Origin of the sequence: Azospirillum sp. (assembly GCF_035627195.1) — a bacterium.
Classification (GTDB): domain Bacteria; phylum Pseudomonadota; class Alphaproteobacteria; order Azospirillales; family Azospirillaceae; genus Azospirillum.
This window is the reverse complement of record NZ_DASPMG010000267.1, coordinates 18176-34970: the sequence shown is the minus strand read 5'-3', so window position 1 is coordinate 34970 and position 16795 is coordinate 18176. Positions and strand designations below refer to the sequence as shown.

The window sequence follows — 16795 nt, the reverse complement described above, 5'->3', positions numbered from 1 at the left end:
GCGCGCGGGATCAGCGGAAGACCGGAATGCGCTCCATTCCCGTCGCGCTGGGTCCGTCGTTCAGCCCGTTGTCGGCCGTGGGGCGTTCCGCGACCACACCGCCGGGGCTCGCGGCCGATGCCGGGGACGCGACGGGTTGGGGCGGCACCGGCTGCGGCACCGACGCGCCGAACAGGGAGAGGGTGAGGACGGCGGCCGCCAGGACGGCGGTGCCCAGGGCGACGTGGCTCTTCATGGTCATGGCCGGAGACCTTCCTGTGCAGGTGCTGGGGTATCGGCGTGTGCCGATATCCACACACTGAAGGTCTCCCGCCCACGTCACTGTGATGCGCGCCACACCGCGCGGCGAATCGCCCCCGTCACCCCAGCCGGCGCGTGGAGACCGGCCCGAGATCCCCGCGCCAGTCCCGGAGTTCGCCTTCCACGCGCTCGACGGCCCGCTGGTCGCGGAAGCGCTTGCGCGCCCGGTTGGGGTCGCCGCGCACCTGCATGGCCGTCAGCCGCTCGGCCACCTCGGGCTCCGACGCCACGGCCTGGCGCCAGCGCTCCAGCCGGATCTCCGCGACGGCGTCGACGATGGCCTGAAGGTTCGGCATGCGGCCCAGCTTGCCGACGCCGGGTGCCAAGCGCGCGGCCGTGGCGGCGGCGACCTCCTTGGGCATGCCGGGGAATGCCTTGCGCACGGCGTCGGCGATGGAGAGCTTCAGCGCGTCGCCGGAGTCCCCGGCCGCCCGGCCGGCGCGGGCGACCGCCCTTGCCTGCTTGCGCGCGTGCCACGCCAGGATGGCGGCGCCGACTGCCTTTGCGTCCTCGTCCATCCAGACGGCCGGGCCGGCGCCGCGTTGCAGGACGTCACGCGCCGCATCCGGCAGTTCGGCGTCGTCCTCGGCTGCTTCGATCGCCAGGTGCAGCTTGACCAGAGAGCGCAGGGAGCGCATCCGCGCCTCGTCCCCGGCCACGAGGTCCGCCTCCCCGAAGACCTCGCCGTCCACCAGGGACTGGAGCAGGTCCAGGTCGCTGCGCGTCCACCGGCGCGACGCGACGAGCCGGTCGGCCCGCGCCTGCCGCAGCGCCTCGGCCGCCGCGCGCCCGTTCGCCGGGGCCGCGGACTGCACCCGCCACATCCCCCCTTCGAAGCGGGCCATGGCCCATTCGCCGTCGGCGACCGGCCGGTCGGTGACGAAGCCGGATTCGCCCGCGCCCGTCCGGGTATTCCAGCGGTTGCTCACGCGCAGGCATCCCTCGGCCGGGCGGGTCCAGGGCGTTCCGGGCTTCGAATAGAAGCTGGCGGCCACGGGGTTCTTGACGACGCAGTGCCAGTTGGCCACCTCGGCGGCGAGGCTGTCCGGCAGGCCGGCGGGGCGATCCCAATCGCCCAGCTTCAAAACGGGTTCAGATGACATGAGTGCTCCTTCCGCCGCCAGTCTAGCACGGTCGATGGGGCACGGTGGACGGGCGCGGCATTATGGCCTGCTTGACGGACCCCACGCCGGGACGCTTGAGGTGTAGGCTTATGGCAGGCTTCGCGCAGCGGACCGGAGGTCGCCATGCCACGCCGCATTGTCGTCATCCAGGGACATCCCGACCCGGAACCCCGCCGCCTGTGCCGGGCGCTGGCCGACGCCTACGCCGAGGGAGCGCAGGAGGCCGGGCATTCCGTGACGCGGGTGGACATCGCCGCCCTCGATTTCCCCCTGCTGCGCACGCAGCACGCCTTCGAGCACGAGCCGGTGCCCGACAGCCTGCGCCCCGCCCAGGAGGCCATCGTGGCGGCAGAGCACATCGTGCTGGTCTTCCCGCTGTGGCTGGGCACCATGCCGGCGCTGGTCAAGGCGTTCCTGGAGCAGGTGATGCGCCCGGGGGTCGCCTTCGCCTACCAGGAGAAGGGCAACCCGAAGCTGCTGCTGGGCGGCCGCTCCGCCCGGCTGGTGGTCACCATGGGCATGCCGGCGTTCGTGTACCGGTTCTGGTACTTCGCCCACGGGCTGAAGGGGCTGGAGCGCAACATCCTGCGCTTCGTCGGCATCGCGCCGGTGCGCGAGACGCTGTTCGGCATGGTGGGTGCCGCGAGCGAGGACAAGCGCCGCGCTTGGCTGGAGAAGATGCGCGTTCTGGGTGCCAAGGGCGCCTGATCCGCCGCAGGGGGTAGTTCGCCAAAGGCCGCCTACTCCCGCTTCGCGCCGGAGCCGGGGTGCGGCCGCCGTTGTATTCCAGGACGGTGGAGAACGGCGGGGAGTCGGCGGGAATGCTGTGGGGCACGGTGCGGGGTGCGGTGATTCTGGTGCTGCTGGCCGCGGTTCCGGCACCGGCGCACGCCGCCGATTGCTGGCTGCTCGACGCCGACGCGCTGGCCAGGGCGCGCGCCCGCGGCGAGTGCCTGGACGCCTTCGCCACCAGCCCGAAGGCGCCGTACGTGAACCCGCCCACCGTCGAGCCGCCCGCCATCAAGCCGCCGCCCCCGGCCAAGGGCGTGTCGCCGCCCAAGGACCGCGACCGCACGCGCGTGGCGAACACCCGGAACGCCAAGCGCCCGCCCGCGGCGAAGCCCCGGCGCGACACGCGGGTGGCGGGGACCGACTTCGCCGGCAACTTCCGCCGCGACCTGAACGCGGTGGGGGATCTGTTCGGCGACCTCCTCGCCGGGCGCCCGCCGGCCAGGAGCACGCGGAGCAAGGCCGCCCCGCCGGCCCCGCATCACCGATGACGCGTCAGTCCGCCAGCGTCCTCATCACGGCGAACAGCTCCGACTTGGTCTCGAAGCCGATGCCCGGCGCGTCGGGCAGGCCGACGTAGCCGTCCTCCACCCGGATGCCGTCGGCGAAACCGCAGAAGGGGCGGAAGACGTCGGGGTAGGACTCGTTGCCGCCCAGGTGCAGGCCGGCGGCGATGTTCAGCGACATCTGATGGCCGCCGTGCGGCACCACGCGGCGGCTGGACCAGCCGTGCGCGTCCAGCGTCTCCAGCGTGCGTAGGTACTCCACCAGCCCGTAGGACAGCGCGCAGTCGAACTGCAGCCAGTCGCGGTCGGACCGCATGCCGCCGTGGCGGATCAGGTTGCGCGCGTCCTGGTGCGAGAACAGGTTCTCGCCGGTCGCCATCGGGCGGTCGTAGTGGTTCGCCAGCTCGGCCTGGAGCGCGTAGTCGAGCGGGTCGCCCGCCTCCTCGTACCAGAACAGGCCGTAGGGCTTCAGCGCCTCGGCATAGGCGATGGCGGTGTCCAGGTCGAAGCGGCCGTTGGCGTCGACGCAGAGGTTGGCGCCGTCGCCCACCACCTCCAGCACCGCGTCGATGCGGCGCAGGTCGTCCTCCAGCGGGGCGGCGCCGATCTTCATCTTCACGACCTTGTAGCCGCGGTCGCGGTAGCTGCGCATCTCGTCCTGAAGCGCAGTCAGGTCCTTGCCGGGGTAGTAGTAGCCGCCGGCCGCGTAGACCCACACCCTGTCGTCCGCCACACCGCCGCGGTAGCGGTCGGCCAGCACGCGGTAGAGCGGCTTGCCCTCGATCTTCGCCACGGCGTCCCACACCGCCATGTCCACGGTGCCGACGGCGACCGAGCGCTCGCCATGGCCGCCCGGCTTCTCGTTGGTCATCATCGCCGCCCAGATCCGGAAGGGATCCAGGTTGTCGCCGGCGTCGGTCAGCAGCGACTTCGGATCGGCCTCCCGCAGGCGCGGCAGGAAGCGTTCGCGCAGCAGGCCGCCGGCCGCATAGCGGCCGTTGGAGTTGAAGCCGTAGCCGACCACCGGCTTGCCGTCGCGCACCACGTCGGTGATCACGGCGACGACCGAGCAGGTCATCTTGGAGAAGTCGATGTAGGCGTTGGCGATCGGCGAGGCGATGGACGCCGTCATCTCGCGGATCTCGACGATGCGCATGGGGGTCTCCGTCGGTAGGCCGGTTGGCTGTGCAGCAGACATAGCGATGGACAGGTCCGCGCGGCCAATGCCAGTTTTCGATGGATTGATGCATGTTCGGCATGGACGGCAAGCGGCCCCGTGGAACTCTCCTGGCTCGACGACTTCCTGGCGCTGGTGGACTGCGGCAACTTCTCGCGCGCGGCGGAGATGCGCCACCTCACGCAGCCGGCCTTCAGCCGCCGCATCCGTGCGCTGGAGGAATGGGTGGGGGCACCGCTGTTCGACCGCTCCACCCACCGCGTGACGCTGACCGAGGCCGGCGAGCGCTTCCGCCCGGCGGCGGAGGAGGTGCTGCGCCGCCTGCTCCAGGGCCGCGAGGACGCGCGGGCCAGCGCGCAGGCCGCCGCGTCGGCCCTGACCTTCGCCGCCACGCACGCGCTGTCGCTGACCTTCTTCCCCGCGTGGCTGCGCACGCTGGAGGCGCGGGCCAGCCTGGGCGCCATCCGCCTCGTCTCCGACAGCATGAGTGCGTGCGAGCAGCTGATGCTGCAGGGGCACGCGCAGTTCCTGCTGTGCCACCACCATCCGGCGGCACCGGGGCGGCTGGAGCCCGGCGCCTTCCGCTCGGTCGCCGTGGGCGAGGACGTGCTGCTGCCGGTCAGCGCGCCGGATGGCGACGGGGAAGCGCGCTTCTCCCTGGACGGGCCGCATGCGCACACCCTGCCCCACCCCCTGCCCCACCTCGCCTACAGCGCCGAATCCGGCATGGGCCGCATCGTCGCGGCGGCGCGGGCGGCGTCCGGCCGCACGGCGCGGCTGGAGGCGGTGTTCACCTCCCACCTCGCCGCCGTGCTGCGCGCCATGGCGCAGGACGGGCGCGGCGTGGCGTGGCTGCCGAAGAGCCTGGTTGCCGACGACCTGGAAAGCGGGCGTCTGATGCGGGCCGGTGGTGCGGAGTGGGACGTCGCGGTGGAGGTCCGCCTGTTCCGTCCCCGCGCGCGGCTGAGCGGCGCGGCGGAGGCGTTCTGGGCGCTGGTGGCGGGATAGGGCCTCTCACCTCCGGCCGGGTGCCACGGTTGGCGTTCGCTGGTATCCTCAACGAAAAATTGGGGAGGACAGCATGGCCCACCGCAGCCCGATCGCGCAGCTCGCCACCCACGCGGTGACCAACCAGCCGCCGGACTTCGCGCCTCGCGACCTGTACGCCACCGACCTTGCCCTGCGCGAGGCGGTGCAGCGGGAAGGTGCGGCCTGGGCCGGCGAGGCGCTGGGCGTCCTGGGCGCGGAGGCCGGCAGCGAACGGGTCGTGGAGTGGGGCGAGCAGGCCAACCGCAACCCGCCGGTGCTGAAGACCTTCGACCGCTACGGCCGCCGCATCGACGAGGTGGAGTTCCATCCCGCCTACCACGCGCTGATGGAACTGGCCATGCGCCATCGCGTCCATTCCATCGCTTGGACGGCCGGCGCCTGGACGGCCGCGCGGCCGGGCGGGCACGTGGCGCACGCCGCCATGGGCTACATGCTGACGCAGTGGGAGGCCGGCGTGCTGTGCCCCGTGGCCATGACCTACGCCGCCGTGCCGGCCCTGCGCCACCAGCCCGACGTGGCGGCGGAGTGGGTGCCGCGCATCCTGTCCGACCGTTACGACCCGCGCATGATCCCCGCATCCGAGAAGACCGGCGTGACGGTGGGCATGGCGATGACGGAGAAGCAGGGCGGATCCGACGTGCGCGCCAACACCACGCGCGCCCGACGCGACGGAGATGGGGCGGCATACCGCCTGACCGGGCACAAGTGGTTCTGCTCGGCGCCCATGTCCGATGCCTTCCTGACGCTGGCGCAGACGGACAAGGGGCTGTCCTGCTTCCTGGTGCCGCGCTGGACGCCGGACGGGGAGCGCAACCCCTTCCTCATCCAGCGCCTGAAGGACAAGCTGGGCAACCGCTCCAACGCATCGTCGGAGATCGAGTACGCCGACACCTGGGCGCTGCCGGTGGGCGAGGAAGGGCGCGGTGTGGCCACCATCATCGACATGGTGCACCACACGCGGCTCGATACCAGCTTCGCGGCGGCCGGGCTGATGCGCGCGGCGCTGGCGCAGGCGCTGCACCACACCCGGCACCGCACGGCGTTCCAGAAGCGCCTGTCCGACCAGCCGCTGATGCGCGCCGTGCTGGCCGACATGGCGCTGGAGGTGGAGGCGGCCATCGCGCTGCTGTTCCGCGTGGCGCGCGCCTTCGATGAAGGGGAGAAGGACCCGGCCGCCCGCGCCTTCGCGCGGCTTGCCGTCGCGGTCGCCAAATACTGGCTGAACAAGCGCTGCCCCAACCTCGTCTACGAGGCCATGGAGTGCCATGGCGGCGGCGGCTACGTGGAGGAGGGGCCGCTGCCGCGCCTCTACCGCGAGGCGCCGCTGAACAGCATCTGGGAGGGGTCGGGCAACGTCATCTGCCTGGATGTGCTGCGCACGCTGGAGAAGGAGCCGGCGGCGCTGGCCGCGCTGACGGCGGATCTGGGGGCGGCGCGCGGGCTGGATGCGCGGCTCGACCGCTGGGTGGAGCACACGGGCGCGCTGTTTGCCGACCGCGCCAACCAGGAGGCGCGCGCCCGGCTGCTGGTGGAGCGCACGGCGCTGGCGCTGCAGGCCGGGCTGCTGCTGCGCCACGCGCCGCCGGCGGTGGCGGAGGCGTTTTGCGCCTCGCGCTTAGGCAATGAGGGCGGGCGGGCGTACGGCACGCTGCCGCCGGGGCTGGACCTGGAGGCGATCCTGGGCCGGGCAGCGGGGGAGGCATAAAAAAGAAGCCGTCCTTCCGCAGGGGAAGGACGGCTGGAGTGGAGCGGGACGCCGGACCGCGGACACATCGTCTGTGTCACGGCGGCGTTGGTCCGGGGCGCTGACCCGATGCTCCCCGGCCCCGGCCCGCTTTTTAGAAGGCCATGATCAGCTTCACCCACAGCTTGTCGCCCTGCGGGCGGTTGTGGGCGACGAACTCGTGCTGCCACTTGCCGATCAGCGAGATGCCAGCGACGTCGTACTTGACCGCCGGGCCGATGGCGAAGGCGGTGCCGCGGTTGCCGATGCTCACGCCCCGCAGGTCGTCGTCGGTGGTCTGCTGGAACCAGTAGCCGCCCAGGCCGGCCGTCCAGTTGCCGAAGTGCTGCGCCACCATGTAGTCCATGTGGAACGCCTGGCCGGAGCGGTAGCTGGTGTCGTTGTTGCGGGTGTTGAAGGCGTACATCAGCTTGGCCGACACCTCGAACCCGGCGTCGGACATGTAGGTGCCGGCGACCAGCGGCTCGATGCCCCAGTAGTTGGCGCCGATGTTGACCGGGCGGCTGCGGTCGTAGCGGCCGGTCGGCAGGATGATGTCGAGGCCGGTGGCGAGGTGGAAGTTCTGCCAGTGCCAGGACAGGATGAAGGGGTCGATGGTGATGTCGCCCAGGCCGAACTGGTGGCCGGAGAAGGGGCCGACCTCGTAGCGCAGGTTGACCACCGGCACCAGGATGTGCGCGCCCCAGTTGGCGCCGAGGATTTGGACGTTGGAGACGTAGAGGAGGCGCGGCACCTCAGCCGTGGCGTTCAGACGGAAATTGACCGGGACCTGCTTGCCGTCGTCGTTGTTCACGCGGCCGGCGGTGTAGTGCATCAGGTAATTGATGAAATAGGTGCCCGGCGGCGGCACCGCGCCGGCCATGAAGCCTTCCGCACCGTTGGGATATTGCGCGTCGCCCTCGGTCGCCTGCGCCTGCGGTGCGGCGGCCAAACCGACGGCGACGGCGGCCGCGGCAAGCAGTTTCTTCCAATTCATAAGCACGTTTCCCCCATTTTGGATGACTCCCCCCTGGTCCGGCCCGTGCGCGCGGGCCGGCTGGCTTCTTTCTTGTTGTTCGTTCTTTTGATTGGGACGGGAGCAGACCGTAGGTTGGGTTGAGCGCCAGCGAAAACCCAACGTCCCGCACGTGGCGAAGACGTTGGGTTTTCGGCTTCGCCTCAACCCAACCTACATGTCCGCTGTCCTACAGCCCGAGCGCGGCGAGACCGGCCTGGGCGCAGAGGCAGTCCTGCTCCTCCGACGCGCCGGACACCCCGATGCCGCCGACGACGCGGCCGTCGACGATGATCGGGAAGCCGCCGCCGAAGGCGGCGACCCGGTCGCGCTGCGCGATGCCCTCGCGCAGCGCCGGGTTGTCCTTGATCAGGTCGTAGAGCCGACCCGACGGCATGCGGAAGCTGACCGCCGTGTACGCCTTGTCGATGGCGATGCCGATGGAGGTCAGGAAGGCGTCGGGGGCACGGAGGAAGCCGGCGAGGTTGCCGCCGGCGTCCACCACGGCGGCGTTCACCGCCACCCCCATCTCCTGCCCCTTGCGCACCACCGCCGCGACGGCGGCCAGCGCCGCCTCCGCGGTGATGCTGTCGTGACGTACCGTGAGTTCCTTGGCGGTCAACTTCATGGCCGGGTCCTCAGGTCACGACCGAGAGGAAGGCGTCGTTGAGGCGCCGCTCGTAATAGAAGATGCCGCGGCCCAGCTCTTCCGGACCCCAGGTGCGGGTGGGGTTGTCGGGATAGTAGGTGTAGCCGCCGGCGAACACTTCGTTGCGGTTGCCGGACGGGTCGAAGAAATAGATGGTCTGGCCGCGCGTGATGCCGTGGCGGGTGGGACCCACGTCGATGGAGATGTCGTAGCGCGCCATGATGTCGGCGGCGTGCCCGATGTCCATCCAGGTGTCCAGGAAGAACGCGGCGTGGTGGAACTTGCCCGGCTCGGCGTGGCGGACGAAGGCGATGTCGTGCGCCTTGTTCGAGCAGGTCAGCCAGATCGCCAGCACGCCGTCCGGCGTGTCGATCTTCTCGGCCAGCGAGAAGTCCAGCACCTCCTGGAAGAAGGCCAGGTTCTTCTCGATGTCCGGGCCGTAGAGCAGCGCGTGGTCGAAGCGGGTGGCGCGCATGCCGCGCGGCTCCTGCGGCCAAACGTGCGGGTTCTCGATGGGCGGGTGCGTCTCCGACAGCTCGATCGAGGCGTACAGCTCGATCCGGTGCCCGGACGGCAGCACGAAGCCGATGCGGCGGCCCACGCCGGGCTGCTCGCCCTCCGGCACGTGGTCGACGGTGAGGCCCCAGTCGGTGATGCGCTTCTCGAACACGTCGAGGTCGGCGTCGGAGGCGACCTTGAAGCCCATCACGTCCATGCCGGCGGTGTCGGTCGGGCGCAGGATGACGGAGTGGCGGTCGAACTCGTCCCACGCCTTCAGGTAGATGCGGCCGTCCGCCTCTTCCGAGACCTTGTCGAGGCCGAGGCGGTCGACGTAGTGGGTCAGCGCCGCCTGCTTTTCCAGCACGCGGATCTGGATGAAACCGGGGCGCAGCACGCCGGTGATGGCCATGGGTGTTTCCTCCTCGTGTTTATGCTTTGGGGTCGGTGGTGATCGTCTGAGGTGTCGTCTTCTGGGGTGGCGGCTTGCGCGCGGGGCGCAGCGTCAGGTCCCCTTGCGGGTAGAGGCGGCAGGCCAGCGCGTAGCCCTCCGCCTCCTCCTCCGCGGTGACGTGGGCGCGGCTCATGGGGCCGGTGCGGTAGGCGCCGGACAGCACCTGGACGCGGCACACGCCGCAGCCGCCCTGCCGGCAGCCGACGGAAATGCGCCGGCCGCTGGTGACCGCGAAGCCGAAGCCGGGCGCGCGCTCCATGGCCTTCAGCACCGTCTCGTCGGCGTAGCAGGAGAAGCTGCCGTCGGTGTCCTCCAGCCGGATGGCGTGGCGCTCGCGGACCATGTGGCTGTCCATGGCGGTCAGATCCTCTTGAAGACCGGGCTGCGGACCTTGCCCGCGTCGCCGTCGCCGGCCGTGAGGAAGCGTTCGGTGTAGATGTCGCGCTCGAACAGGCGGCCCTGCATCAGGGTGCGGATGCACGCCTCCACCATCACCGGCGGGCCGCAGAGGTAGGCCTTGCGGCCGGCGAACATGCCGTCGAAGTGCCGCTGCAGTGCCTCGTGCACGAAGCCCGTCTGCCCGTCCCACGCCTCGCCCGGCTGGAGGTCGGAGAGGACGGGGATGTAGGTAAGGTTAGGGTGCTCCGCCGTGAGCCGTTCGAAAAGGTCGCGGTCGTACAGGTCGCGGACCGAGCGCACGCCGTGGATCAGCGCCATCGGCTCCGTCCGGCCGTGCTCCAGCAGGTCGAGGATCATCGACTTGGGGCTGGACAGGCCGGTGCCGCCGGCCAGGAAGATCATCGGCGCGGTGGCCGAGGTGCGCACGAAGAATCGGCCGTAGGGACCGGCCAGCGTGAGAGTGTCGCCGACCTTCAGCTGCTGGTGGATGTAGGTCGTCGCCTTGCCGCCGGGGACGAGGCGGACGTGCAGCTCGACCACATTCTTTTGAGACGGTGGGTTGGCGAGGGAGAAGGCGCGCGGACCGTCCACGCCGGGGATGGTGAGGTTGACGTACTGGCCGGCCTGGAAGTCGATGCCCTCGCCCGGCAGTTCGATGAAGACGCCCTTCACGTCGTGCGTCAGGTCGACCAGCTTGACCACCGTGCCGGTGAAGTCGCGCACGGGGATGCGGCGCGCGTCCGGCTCCTCGTCGATGTCGGCCTCGATGGTGGTGTCGGCGTTGAGGCGCGCCGTGCAGGCCAGCGTCTTGCCCTCGTCGCGTTCGAAGTCCATGAGCGCGAAGCTGGACGCGTCACCATGGTCGACCTCGCCGTCCGTCACCTCGACCTTGCAGGAGCCGCACAGGCCGTGGCCGCAGGCGTGCGGCAGCCAGATGCCCTGGCGCAGGCAGGCGTCCAGGATGGTCTGCCCGTCCTCGACGGTGACGGTTTCGCCCGTCGGTTCGATGGTCAGCGTGTGACTCACCGTTTTCCTCCCATAGACGCTGTCTGACGTAGCGCGGGGAACCTCAGACAGTCAAGCTTAATGTCGAGATTTTCGCAGTGCAGCGATATTCGGTGATTCCTCCCTCCCCTGCCTCCGGCGGGGGAGGGAAGCCAGCGAAGCTGGCAGGGTGGGGGCAACGGCCTCCCCAAAGGTTCTTGCCCCCACCCTTCCCGCTTCGTGGGCCCCTTCCCTCCCCCGCTTCGCAGGGGAGGGAGATTAGCTGTGCGAGCCCTTGAAGCCGTTCAGGCCGGGGGTCCAGAAGCGGATCAGGGACTTGTGGCGCACGCCGTGGTCCTTGAGGGACTTGGCCATGTCGGGGGTGGCGTCCTTGCCGTCGATGGTCCAGCGCACGCTGGACCAGTCGACCTTCGCGCAGTCGGGGTGGGCGCCGTAGTAGGTGGGGATGATTTCCTGCACCAGCGCCCCGAACGGCATGTCGGGCGGCAGCGGGAAGGCAAGGGCCGCGCAGAAGCTCAGATGCTCTTCCCAGTGCAGGTAGACGACGTTGTTGCCGTGGAAATTCTCCACGCGGTCGCGGACGTCGATCTTTTCCGCGTAGTCCTTGTCGAGGGCGACGACGGCCATGTTTTCCTCCGAAGAATTCTTATCGTCGATGCGGGAAAAGGACGGGGGAGGAAGCGGGGGGACGGTGCCCCTCCCCCGCCGGGCGGCTTAGCCGGCGACGCGCCGGCGCGCCTCCATCCACTGGTCCCACATCGCCTGGTCGGGCGAGCCGGCCTGGTCCATGTTGTCGGCGCCCAGGTTCATCCGGTACCACTTCAGCACATCCTCCACCGACGCCCCGCCGCAGTTGCCCTGGAAGATCTGGTGCACCGGCAGCCAGGACTGCGCGTACTTCTCCGGCTCGTCGTCGAAGATGTCCTTACAGCCGTCCGAGCAGAAGTGGTACGCCTCGCCCCGGAACTCTGACTGCCGGAAGGCGATGGTGCCCGGATCGCCCGGCTCGGTGTAGACCATCGGGATCTGGCAGGTCGTGCAGAGTTGCGGCAGCGCGTTGTTGTAGAAGCGTTTGCCGTCCTTCTCCATCTCCCGCCACATCTCGTAGCGGGGACGGTAGTGCTTGTCGAAGCTGTTCGGGTACTTCTCCGACAGCCAGTCCATCTCCTCGTTGCTGGGCAGCCAGGTGTGGAAGGCGGCGGCGTGGGTGTACTGGTAGAAGGTGCACCAGTTCTGGTGCGAGACGTGCTCCGCCTCGGCCGTCGCGACGTCGGCGTACTTCGGCGGGCGCAGGCCGTAGCGCGCCAGATCCTCGAACAGCGATCCGCCGGCCTCGGTGAAATAGATGTCCCAGGCCTCGCGCCAGGACATGATCTTCTTGGGCAGCATGTAGTCCATCATCATGCCGACCAGACCCAGCACGCGGTGGCCGCGCCAGAACCACTTGTCCACCCACTTCTGCACGATCGGCAGGTTGTCGGGGTCCTGTTCCAGCAGGAACTTGATGACCTCGATGCCCAGCGTCATGTGCCGGCTCTCGTCCGACTGCGCCGAGAAGCCGAAGGTGACCGTGGCGAGATCGCCGTTGTAGGCCGCACCCGACATGAACGGCACGAACAGCAGGTTGGTCAGCACGTATTCGAAGGCGAAGCCGATCGCGATCATGAATTCGAACGGCCCGGCCGAACGCGCGTCGTCGAAGAACGACTTGGGCACCGACAGGTACCACACGCGGTCGTGCATGTGCTGCCACTCAGCGAAGCCGTCGAAGAACTTGTTGTAGTGGCTGAAGGTGTGGATCTGCGTCTGCACGTGGCGCAGCTCGTCCAGCGACTGCATCTGCGCGGCGATGCGCGTGCCCACCCCCGGCAGGTGGCGGCCGGTGTGCGCGAAGCCGCGGTGCGCCTGGTATTCCAGCGGCGACACGCCGGTGAGGAACAGCTTGATGGCGTTGACGTACTTCGGGTCGGTCAGGCCGAATTGGCCGTTGTTCTGCGCGAAGCTGTCGAGCACGGCATAGAGCTTGCGCTCCTTCTCCGCCTGGAACTTCCAGTAGGCGTCCATGGTCAGGCGGAAGGGATCCTCCCACTTCGACCAGTCGCGGATCTTGATCCCCTCGAACTCGGCGTAGGGGAAGATCTTTTCCTTGGGCTGGTACGACGGCTCCCAGTCGAGGCCACGGGTGAGGAGCGCGTAGCGCTGCTTCAGGCCCAGCTTGCCGATGGCGTTCATGGTGGCGTTTCCCCTGTTTTTCTCAGTTCGACCAGGCGAGGCTGAAGTAGTCGTCCTCCTCGTCCACGTTTCCGGCCATGGAGACGAGGCTGAGGTGCAGTTCCTGCGGGTCCCAGTCGCGGCCGATGCGGCTTTCGACGGACTCGCGCTTGACGATCAGGCTGCCCTCGCGGTCGATCTTGACGATGCCGGGGAAGGAGTGGACGACGGCGCCGGGGTTGTCCTCGGTGATCGCCTCGATGATCGGGCGGGCGGTGTCGTTGTTCTGGAGCGTGATGGAAACGATGCGCGGCATGTCGGCGTATCCTTACTTGCTCAGGCGTCGAGGCCGAGTTTGCGGGCGCGGGCGGCGAGGTTGCCCAGCGCCTCCTCCACGGCGGCCGGCCCCGCCTGTTCGCCCAACACGCGCACGGCCAGCGGGCGGAAGGCGTCGGCGGCCCGGCGGCTCCAGGCGGCGAACCAGCCGGAGATCAGCGCCTTGTTCTCCGCCGACTCCGCGGCGGCCGTCTTGATGACGGCGTCCGCCCACTTGCCGTGCTCGCCGGACCACTCGCTCATGAACTCGGTCAGCATGGACACGCCGGCGCCGCCGACGCGCTGCCCCTCGGCGTCGAAGCGGCCGTAGACCAGCGGGTAGTGGATGCCGTCGATGGCGAGGTGCTGGGCGACGAACTGCTCGAACCAGTCCTTGATCACCAGCGTGTCCTCGGTCAGGCGGCGCAGCTCCTGCCATTCCGGCGCCGTCATCCACGCCTCCTTGGCGCGGTCGAGCGAGGCGCCGGAGTTGCCGTCGAGCGCCAGCCCGATGCGGCCGATGATCTGCGCCATGGCGAGACGGTCGCCGGCCGAGAACATGCAGGGTGCGGTCACCGCGGTGCCGTAGCCCTTGTCGCACATGTCGGCAGCGTTCATGTTGGCGCCCCACTCCATGTGACGGAGCGGCAGCAGGTAGAACGACACCGTGTCACGCCACGCCGGCTCCATCACCGCCAGCAGGCCGCGCTTCTCGACGAAGTCGAAGTTGCGCTCCGTCGCCTGGTACTGGTTGGCGCGCGCGATGTTGTAGGTGGCGTAGTAGTACTGGCGCGGGTCGCGCAGGGCGTACCAGTCCTTCATCACCACGGCGGTGCGGCGCTCGTCGAAGTGCCAGTGGTCGGCGCCCCACAGCGGCTTGTAGTGGAAGTTCGCCGTCGCCTGGACGTCGAGCGTCGCTTCCTCGTAGCGCGAGGCCGGCTTATCGGTGCCGAACCGGCGCGCGATGTTCGCGTAGGTCTGGCGGCGCGGTTCGACCTTGAGCGTCTTGATGTCGATGGTCACGCGTTCCTCCTTCCTCCCTTTGTCTGGTGCGGCTCCGGCGGGTGGGAGGTCGCCGCCGGGCGAACGGGTGGTCAGCGGGGATCGGGCTGCGGGTGCTGCTCCGGCCGGCGGTAGAGGCCGGCGCCGCGGCCCTGCAAGGCGCCCCCGTCGTCGAGCACCACGGCGTCGTAGCGCCGGCAGAACTCGTCGAAGGACTGGAGCGGCAGGATCAGCTCGACCGTGAGATCTTCATCGTTCAACGAGAATTCGAACTCGACGAAGCGGTCGTTTCGTACGCCGACGACTCGGACGTACGCGGTCATCGCTGGCAGCATGGGGCGCTTCTCCGACGTTTCTCTCCGCGACACTTTTTGCAGGCTGGCGGCGAGCGCCGAGCCTTTGGTGGTTGGCGCCGATAAAAGCAATCAGCGTGCCAAACGACCGTGATCCCGCTTTTTGCAGGAAATGTCGGGATTTTTGCGAATGTCAGATCCGATGCCGCACCGGATGCGTTGACGAAATCGTCGCTTCGCCATAGGGGTCGGCCGGAGCGGTTGATCAATTCGTCAAGCTGCGCCGCAAAAGCATGCCGTTGCGTTCAGGGTGGCTGCCGCGTAACATTCGGTCGAATGCGCCGACGCCCCGTTGCCGGGGCCGGCGCGGCACGCCGGCGCGAGATCGGCGGCCCAGATCGGGGGAAATTGCCCAGTGAGCCGCGCATCGTCGTCGGGCTCCGAACGCGGCTGGCGGATCACCGGCCCCGGCGGCGCCCAGTCCATTCCACCCACCTCCGTTCCACTGGTCCCGCCCGAAGTCGCGGCCCAGGTGCCGGACATCGGCGACCTGTCGGCGCGCCTGCGCTTCTGCCCCAAGGACGGACGCATCTGGCTGGACGACCAGCGGATGCTGCTGATCCACGTGGCCGCGCTGGCCAACCTGCGGCGCGAGTTGGTCAGCGCTCTGGGCACCCCGGCGGCGCGGGCGCTGCTGACGCGCATGGGCTACGAATCCGGCGTCAAGGACGCGGAGCTGGCGCGGCGCGTGCGCCCGAACGACGACCGCCTCGCCTTTTTCGTCGGGCCGCAGCTGCACGCCCTGGAAGGGGCGGTGCACGTCGAGCCGGTGCGCGTCGAGGCCGACCCGGAGACCGGCCATTTCTACGGCGAGTTCATCTGGCACAGCTCCTGCGAGGTGGACGCCCATATGGCGGCCTTCGGCCTGAGCGCGGAACCGGTGTGCTGGATGCAGCTGGGCTACGCCACCGGCTACACCACGGCCTTCATGCACCGCCCGATCCTCTACCGCGAGGTGGAGTGCCGGGCGGCGGGAAGCCGCCGCTGCCGCATCGTCGGCAAACCGGTGCCGGAATGGGACGATCCGGGGCAAGACCTGCTGTACCTGCAGTCGGGCGAGTTCGCGGCGCTGATGAAGGACACCCCGGTGCCGGTCACGGCGCTGGGCGCGCTGGGCGAGGGCGAACGGCCGCCGCCGGGGCTGGTGGGCATCTCGTCCGGGTTCCTGGCGGCCTACCAGCTGCTGCTGAAGGTGGCGCGGACCAACGCCACGGTGCTGTTCCTGGGCGAGACGGGTGTGGGCAAGGAGATGTTCGCCCGCACCCTGCACGGCCTCAGCAGCCGCGCCGACGGCCCGTTCGTGGCGGTGAACTGCGCCGCCATCCCGGAGAACCTGATCGAGGCGGAGCTGTTCGGCGTGGAGCGCGGCGCCTTTACCGGCGCGGTGGCCTCGCGTCCCGGCCGGTTCGAACGGGCGCAGGGCGGCACCATCTTCCTGGACGAGATCGGCACCCTGAACCTCGCCGCGCAAGGCAAGCTGCTGCGCGTGCTGCAGGAGCGCGAGGTGGAACGCGTGGGCGGCACCGAGACGCGCAAGGTCGACGTGCGCGTGGTCGCCGCCACCAACGTGGACCTGCGCGCCGAGACGCAGCGCGGCGCCTTCCGCGAGGATCTGTTCTTCCGCCTGAACGTCTTCCCCGTCCGCATCCCGCCGCTGCGCGAGCGGCGCGAGGACATCCCGCTGCTGGTGCGGCATTTCCTGCTGAAGTTCTCCGAACGGCACGGCCGGCCGGTGACGGCGGTGACCGACCGGGCGATGGACCGGCTGGTCGACTACGCCTTCCCCGGCAACGTGCGCGAGTTGGAGAACCTGGTGGAGCGCGCGGTGATCCTGGCGCCGGACTGTGGTGCCCCCATCGACCTGGGCCACCTGTTCGCCAACGGCGAGGAGGTGCACGCCCCCTTCTTCGGGCTGGGCGGCGACGGCACGCTGATCGACGGCGGCAAGCCGCCGCCCGAGCCGCCGGCCGGCACCGGCGCCGTGATCGACGAGATCCTGTCGCGCGAGCTGCCGCTGGAAGACCTGGAGACCATGGTGATCGACGCCGCCGTCGAACGCGCCGGGGGCAATCTGGCCGAGGCCGCCCGCATGCTGGGCCTGACGCGGCCACAGCTGGCGTATCGGTACCGGAAGGGGCGGGGATAGCGGATTGCTTCGGCGAATTCCCGCATCCGACAAACGACGGGCAAAACCTCGGAGATTTTGCAACGTCACCGGAACTGGA

Annotated in this window: 18 protein-coding genes; 5 read left to right on the top strand and 13 right to left on the bottom strand. The window is 69.6% G+C overall.

What is annotated here, in order from left to right; all coding sequences use genetic code 11:
• Positions 1 to 10: 10 nt before the first annotated feature.
• Both VED21_RS24160 and VED21_RS24155 read right to left on the bottom strand, forming a co-directional pair.
• Complete coding sequence (locus VED21_RS24160) at positions 11 to 241, bottom strand: hypothetical protein (RefSeq protein ID WP_324886841.1); 231 nt, start codon at positions 239 to 241, stop codon at positions 11 to 13.
• 118 nt (positions 242 to 359) lie between these two features.
• Positions 360 to 1403 carry a hypothetical protein gene (locus tag VED21_RS24155; RefSeq protein WP_324886839.1) on the bottom strand — a complete coding sequence of 348 codons (1044 nt, stop codon included), beginning with the start codon at positions 1401 to 1403 and terminating at the stop codon, positions 360 to 362.
• Positions 1404 to 1547: 144 nt separating this feature from the next.
• On the opposite strand from VED21_RS24155, the gene VED21_RS24150 reads away from it, so the two are divergent.
• Positions 1548 to 2132, top strand: coding sequence for an NAD(P)H-dependent oxidoreductase (locus VED21_RS24150; protein WP_324886837.1), 585 nt, complete (start codon positions 1548 to 1550; stop codon positions 2130 to 2132).
• 113 nt (positions 2133 to 2245) lie between these two features.
• Positions 2246 to 2704 carry a hypothetical protein gene (locus VED21_RS24145; RefSeq protein ID WP_324886835.1) on the top strand — a complete coding sequence of 153 codons (459 nt, stop codon included), beginning with the start codon at positions 2246 to 2248 and terminating at the stop codon, positions 2702 to 2704.
• Between the two features lie 4 nt (positions 2705 to 2708).
• Here VED21_RS24145 and VED21_RS24140 read toward each other — a convergent pair whose 3' ends face one another.
• Complete coding sequence (locus VED21_RS24140) at positions 2709 to 3875, bottom strand: mandelate racemase/muconate lactonizing enzyme family protein (RefSeq protein WP_324886834.1); 1167 nt, start codon at positions 3873 to 3875, stop codon at positions 2709 to 2711.
• Between the two features lie 120 nt (positions 3876 to 3995).
• Here VED21_RS24140 and VED21_RS24135 point away from each other — a divergent pair, with 120 nt between their 5' ends.
• Together VED21_RS24135 and VED21_RS24130 are read left to right on the top strand one after the other, a co-directional pair.
• On the top strand, positions 3996 to 4904 hold the full coding sequence (locus VED21_RS24135) for a LysR family transcriptional regulator (protein WP_324886833.1): 909 nt from the start codon (positions 3996 to 3998) through the stop codon (positions 4902 to 4904).
• A gap of 73 nt (positions 4905 to 4977) precedes the next feature.
• Complete coding sequence (locus VED21_RS24130; protein WP_324886832.1) at positions 4978 to 6651, top strand: isovaleryl-CoA dehydrogenase; 1674 nt, start codon at positions 4978 to 4980, stop codon at positions 6649 to 6651.
• A gap of 133 nt (positions 6652 to 6784) precedes the next feature.
• On the opposite strand, the gene VED21_RS24125 is transcribed toward VED21_RS24130, so the two are convergent.
• From VED21_RS24125 to VED21_RS24080, 10 genes are all read right to left on the bottom strand, one after another.
• Positions 6785 to 7666 (bottom strand): SphA family protein, encoded by an 882-nt coding sequence (locus VED21_RS24125; protein WP_324886830.1) that lies wholly within the window; start codon positions 7664 to 7666, stop codon positions 6785 to 6787.
• 208 nt (positions 7667 to 7874) lie between these two features.
• On the bottom strand, positions 7875 to 8312 hold the full coding sequence (locus VED21_RS24120; protein ID WP_324886828.1) for a heme-binding protein: 438 nt from the start codon (positions 8310 to 8312) through the stop codon (positions 7875 to 7877).
• Between the two features lie 10 nt (positions 8313 to 8322).
• Complete coding sequence (locus VED21_RS24115; RefSeq protein ID WP_324886826.1) at positions 8323 to 9243, bottom strand: catechol 2,3-dioxygenase; 921 nt, start codon at positions 9241 to 9243, stop codon at positions 8323 to 8325.
• Between the two features lie 19 nt (positions 9244 to 9262).
• The gene (locus VED21_RS24110; protein ID WP_324886823.1) at positions 9263 to 9640 is read right to left on the bottom strand and encodes a 2Fe-2S iron-sulfur cluster binding domain-containing protein; all 378 of its coding nucleotides are present in this window, start codon (positions 9638 to 9640) and stop codon (positions 9263 to 9265) included.
• 5 nt (positions 9641 to 9645) lie between these two features.
• Complete coding sequence (locus VED21_RS24105) at positions 9646 to 10710, bottom strand: phenol 2-monooxygenase domain-containing protein (RefSeq protein WP_324886821.1); 1065 nt, start codon at positions 10708 to 10710, stop codon at positions 9646 to 9648.
• A 237-nt stretch (positions 10711 to 10947) separates the two neighbouring features.
• Complete coding sequence (locus VED21_RS24100) at positions 10948 to 11316, bottom strand: phenol hydroxylase subunit P4 (RefSeq protein ID WP_324886820.1); 369 nt, start codon at positions 11314 to 11316, stop codon at positions 10948 to 10950.
• Positions 11317 to 11403: 87 nt separating this feature from the next.
• Positions 11404 to 12921: an aromatic/alkene/methane monooxygenase hydroxylase/oxygenase subunit alpha gene (locus VED21_RS24095; protein WP_324886818.1), complete on the bottom strand. Its 1518-nt coding sequence runs from the start codon at positions 12919 to 12921 to the stop codon at positions 11404 to 11406.
• 22 nt (positions 12922 to 12943) lie between these two features.
• Entirely contained in the window at positions 12944 to 13216 is a 273-nt protein-coding gene (locus tag VED21_RS24090) for an MmoB/DmpM family protein (RefSeq protein WP_324886816.1), read from the bottom strand.
• A gap of 20 nt (positions 13217 to 13236) precedes the next feature.
• Positions 13237 to 14238: an aromatic/alkene monooxygenase hydroxylase subunit beta gene (locus VED21_RS24085; RefSeq protein ID WP_324886815.1), complete on the bottom strand. Its 1002-nt coding sequence runs from the start codon at positions 14236 to 14238 to the stop codon at positions 13237 to 13239.
• Positions 14239 to 14309: 71 nt separating this feature from the next.
• Positions 14310 to 14552 carry a phenol hydroxylase subunit gene (locus VED21_RS24080; protein WP_324886813.1) on the bottom strand — a complete coding sequence of 81 codons (243 nt, stop codon included), beginning with the start codon at positions 14550 to 14552 and terminating at the stop codon, positions 14310 to 14312.
• A gap of 373 nt (positions 14553 to 14925) precedes the next feature.
• Here VED21_RS24080 and VED21_RS24075 point away from each other — a divergent pair, with 373 nt between their 5' ends.
• Entirely contained in the window at positions 14926 to 16716 is a 1791-nt protein-coding gene (locus VED21_RS24075; protein ID WP_324886811.1) for a sigma 54-interacting transcriptional regulator, read from the top strand.
• Positions 16717 to 16795: the final 79 nt, after the last annotated feature.

Excerpts from the sequence above, each read along its gene's own strand:
- VED21_RS24110 (WP_324886823.1), bottom strand. The coding sequence starts at position 9,640 with ATGGACAGCCACATGGTCCGCGAGCGCCACGCCATCCGGCTGGAGGAC.
- VED21_RS24125 (WP_324886830.1), bottom strand. The coding sequence starts at position 7,666 with ATGAATTGGAAGAAACTGCTTGCCGCGGCCGCCGTCGCCGTCGGTTTG.
- VED21_RS24140 (WP_324886834.1), bottom strand. The coding sequence starts at position 3,875 with ATGCGCATCGTCGAGATCCGCGAGATGACGGCGTCCATCGCCTCGCCG.
- VED21_RS24080 (WP_324886813.1), bottom strand. The coding sequence starts at position 14,552 with ATGCTGCCAGCGATGACCGCGTACGTCCGAGTCGTCGGCGTACGAAAC.
- VED21_RS24090 (WP_324886816.1), bottom strand. The coding sequence starts at position 13,216 with ATGCCGCGCATCGTTTCCATCACGCTCCAGAACAACGACACCGCCCGC.
- VED21_RS24095 (WP_324886818.1), bottom strand. The coding sequence starts at position 12,921 with ATGAACGCCATCGGCAAGCTGGGCCTGAAGCAGCGCTACGCGCTCCTC.
- VED21_RS24115 (WP_324886826.1), bottom strand. The coding sequence starts at position 9,243 with ATGGCCATCACCGGCGTGCTGCGCCCCGGTTTCATCCAGATCCGCGTG.
- VED21_RS24160 (WP_324886841.1), bottom strand. The coding sequence starts at position 241 with ATGACCATGAAGAGCCACGTCGCCCTGGGCACCGCCGTCCTGGCGGCC.
- VED21_RS24130 (WP_324886832.1), top strand. The coding sequence starts at position 4,978 with ATGGCCCACCGCAGCCCGATCGCGCAGCTCGCCACCCACGCGGTGACC.
- VED21_RS24155 (WP_324886839.1), bottom strand. The coding sequence starts at position 1,403 with ATGTCATCTGAACCCGTTTTGAAGCTGGGCGATTGGGATCGCCCCGCC.
- VED21_RS24150 (WP_324886837.1), top strand. The coding sequence starts at position 1,548 with ATGCCACGCCGCATTGTCGTCATCCAGGGACATCCCGACCCGGAACCC.
- VED21_RS24120 (WP_324886828.1), bottom strand. The coding sequence starts at position 8,312 with ATGAAGTTGACCGCCAAGGAACTCACGGTACGTCACGACAGCATCACC.
- VED21_RS24100 (WP_324886820.1), bottom strand. The coding sequence starts at position 11,316 with ATGGCCGTCGTCGCCCTCGACAAGGACTACGCGGAAAAGATCGACGTC.
- VED21_RS24145 (WP_324886835.1), top strand. The coding sequence starts at position 2,246 with ATGCTGTGGGGCACGGTGCGGGGTGCGGTGATTCTGGTGCTGCTGGCC.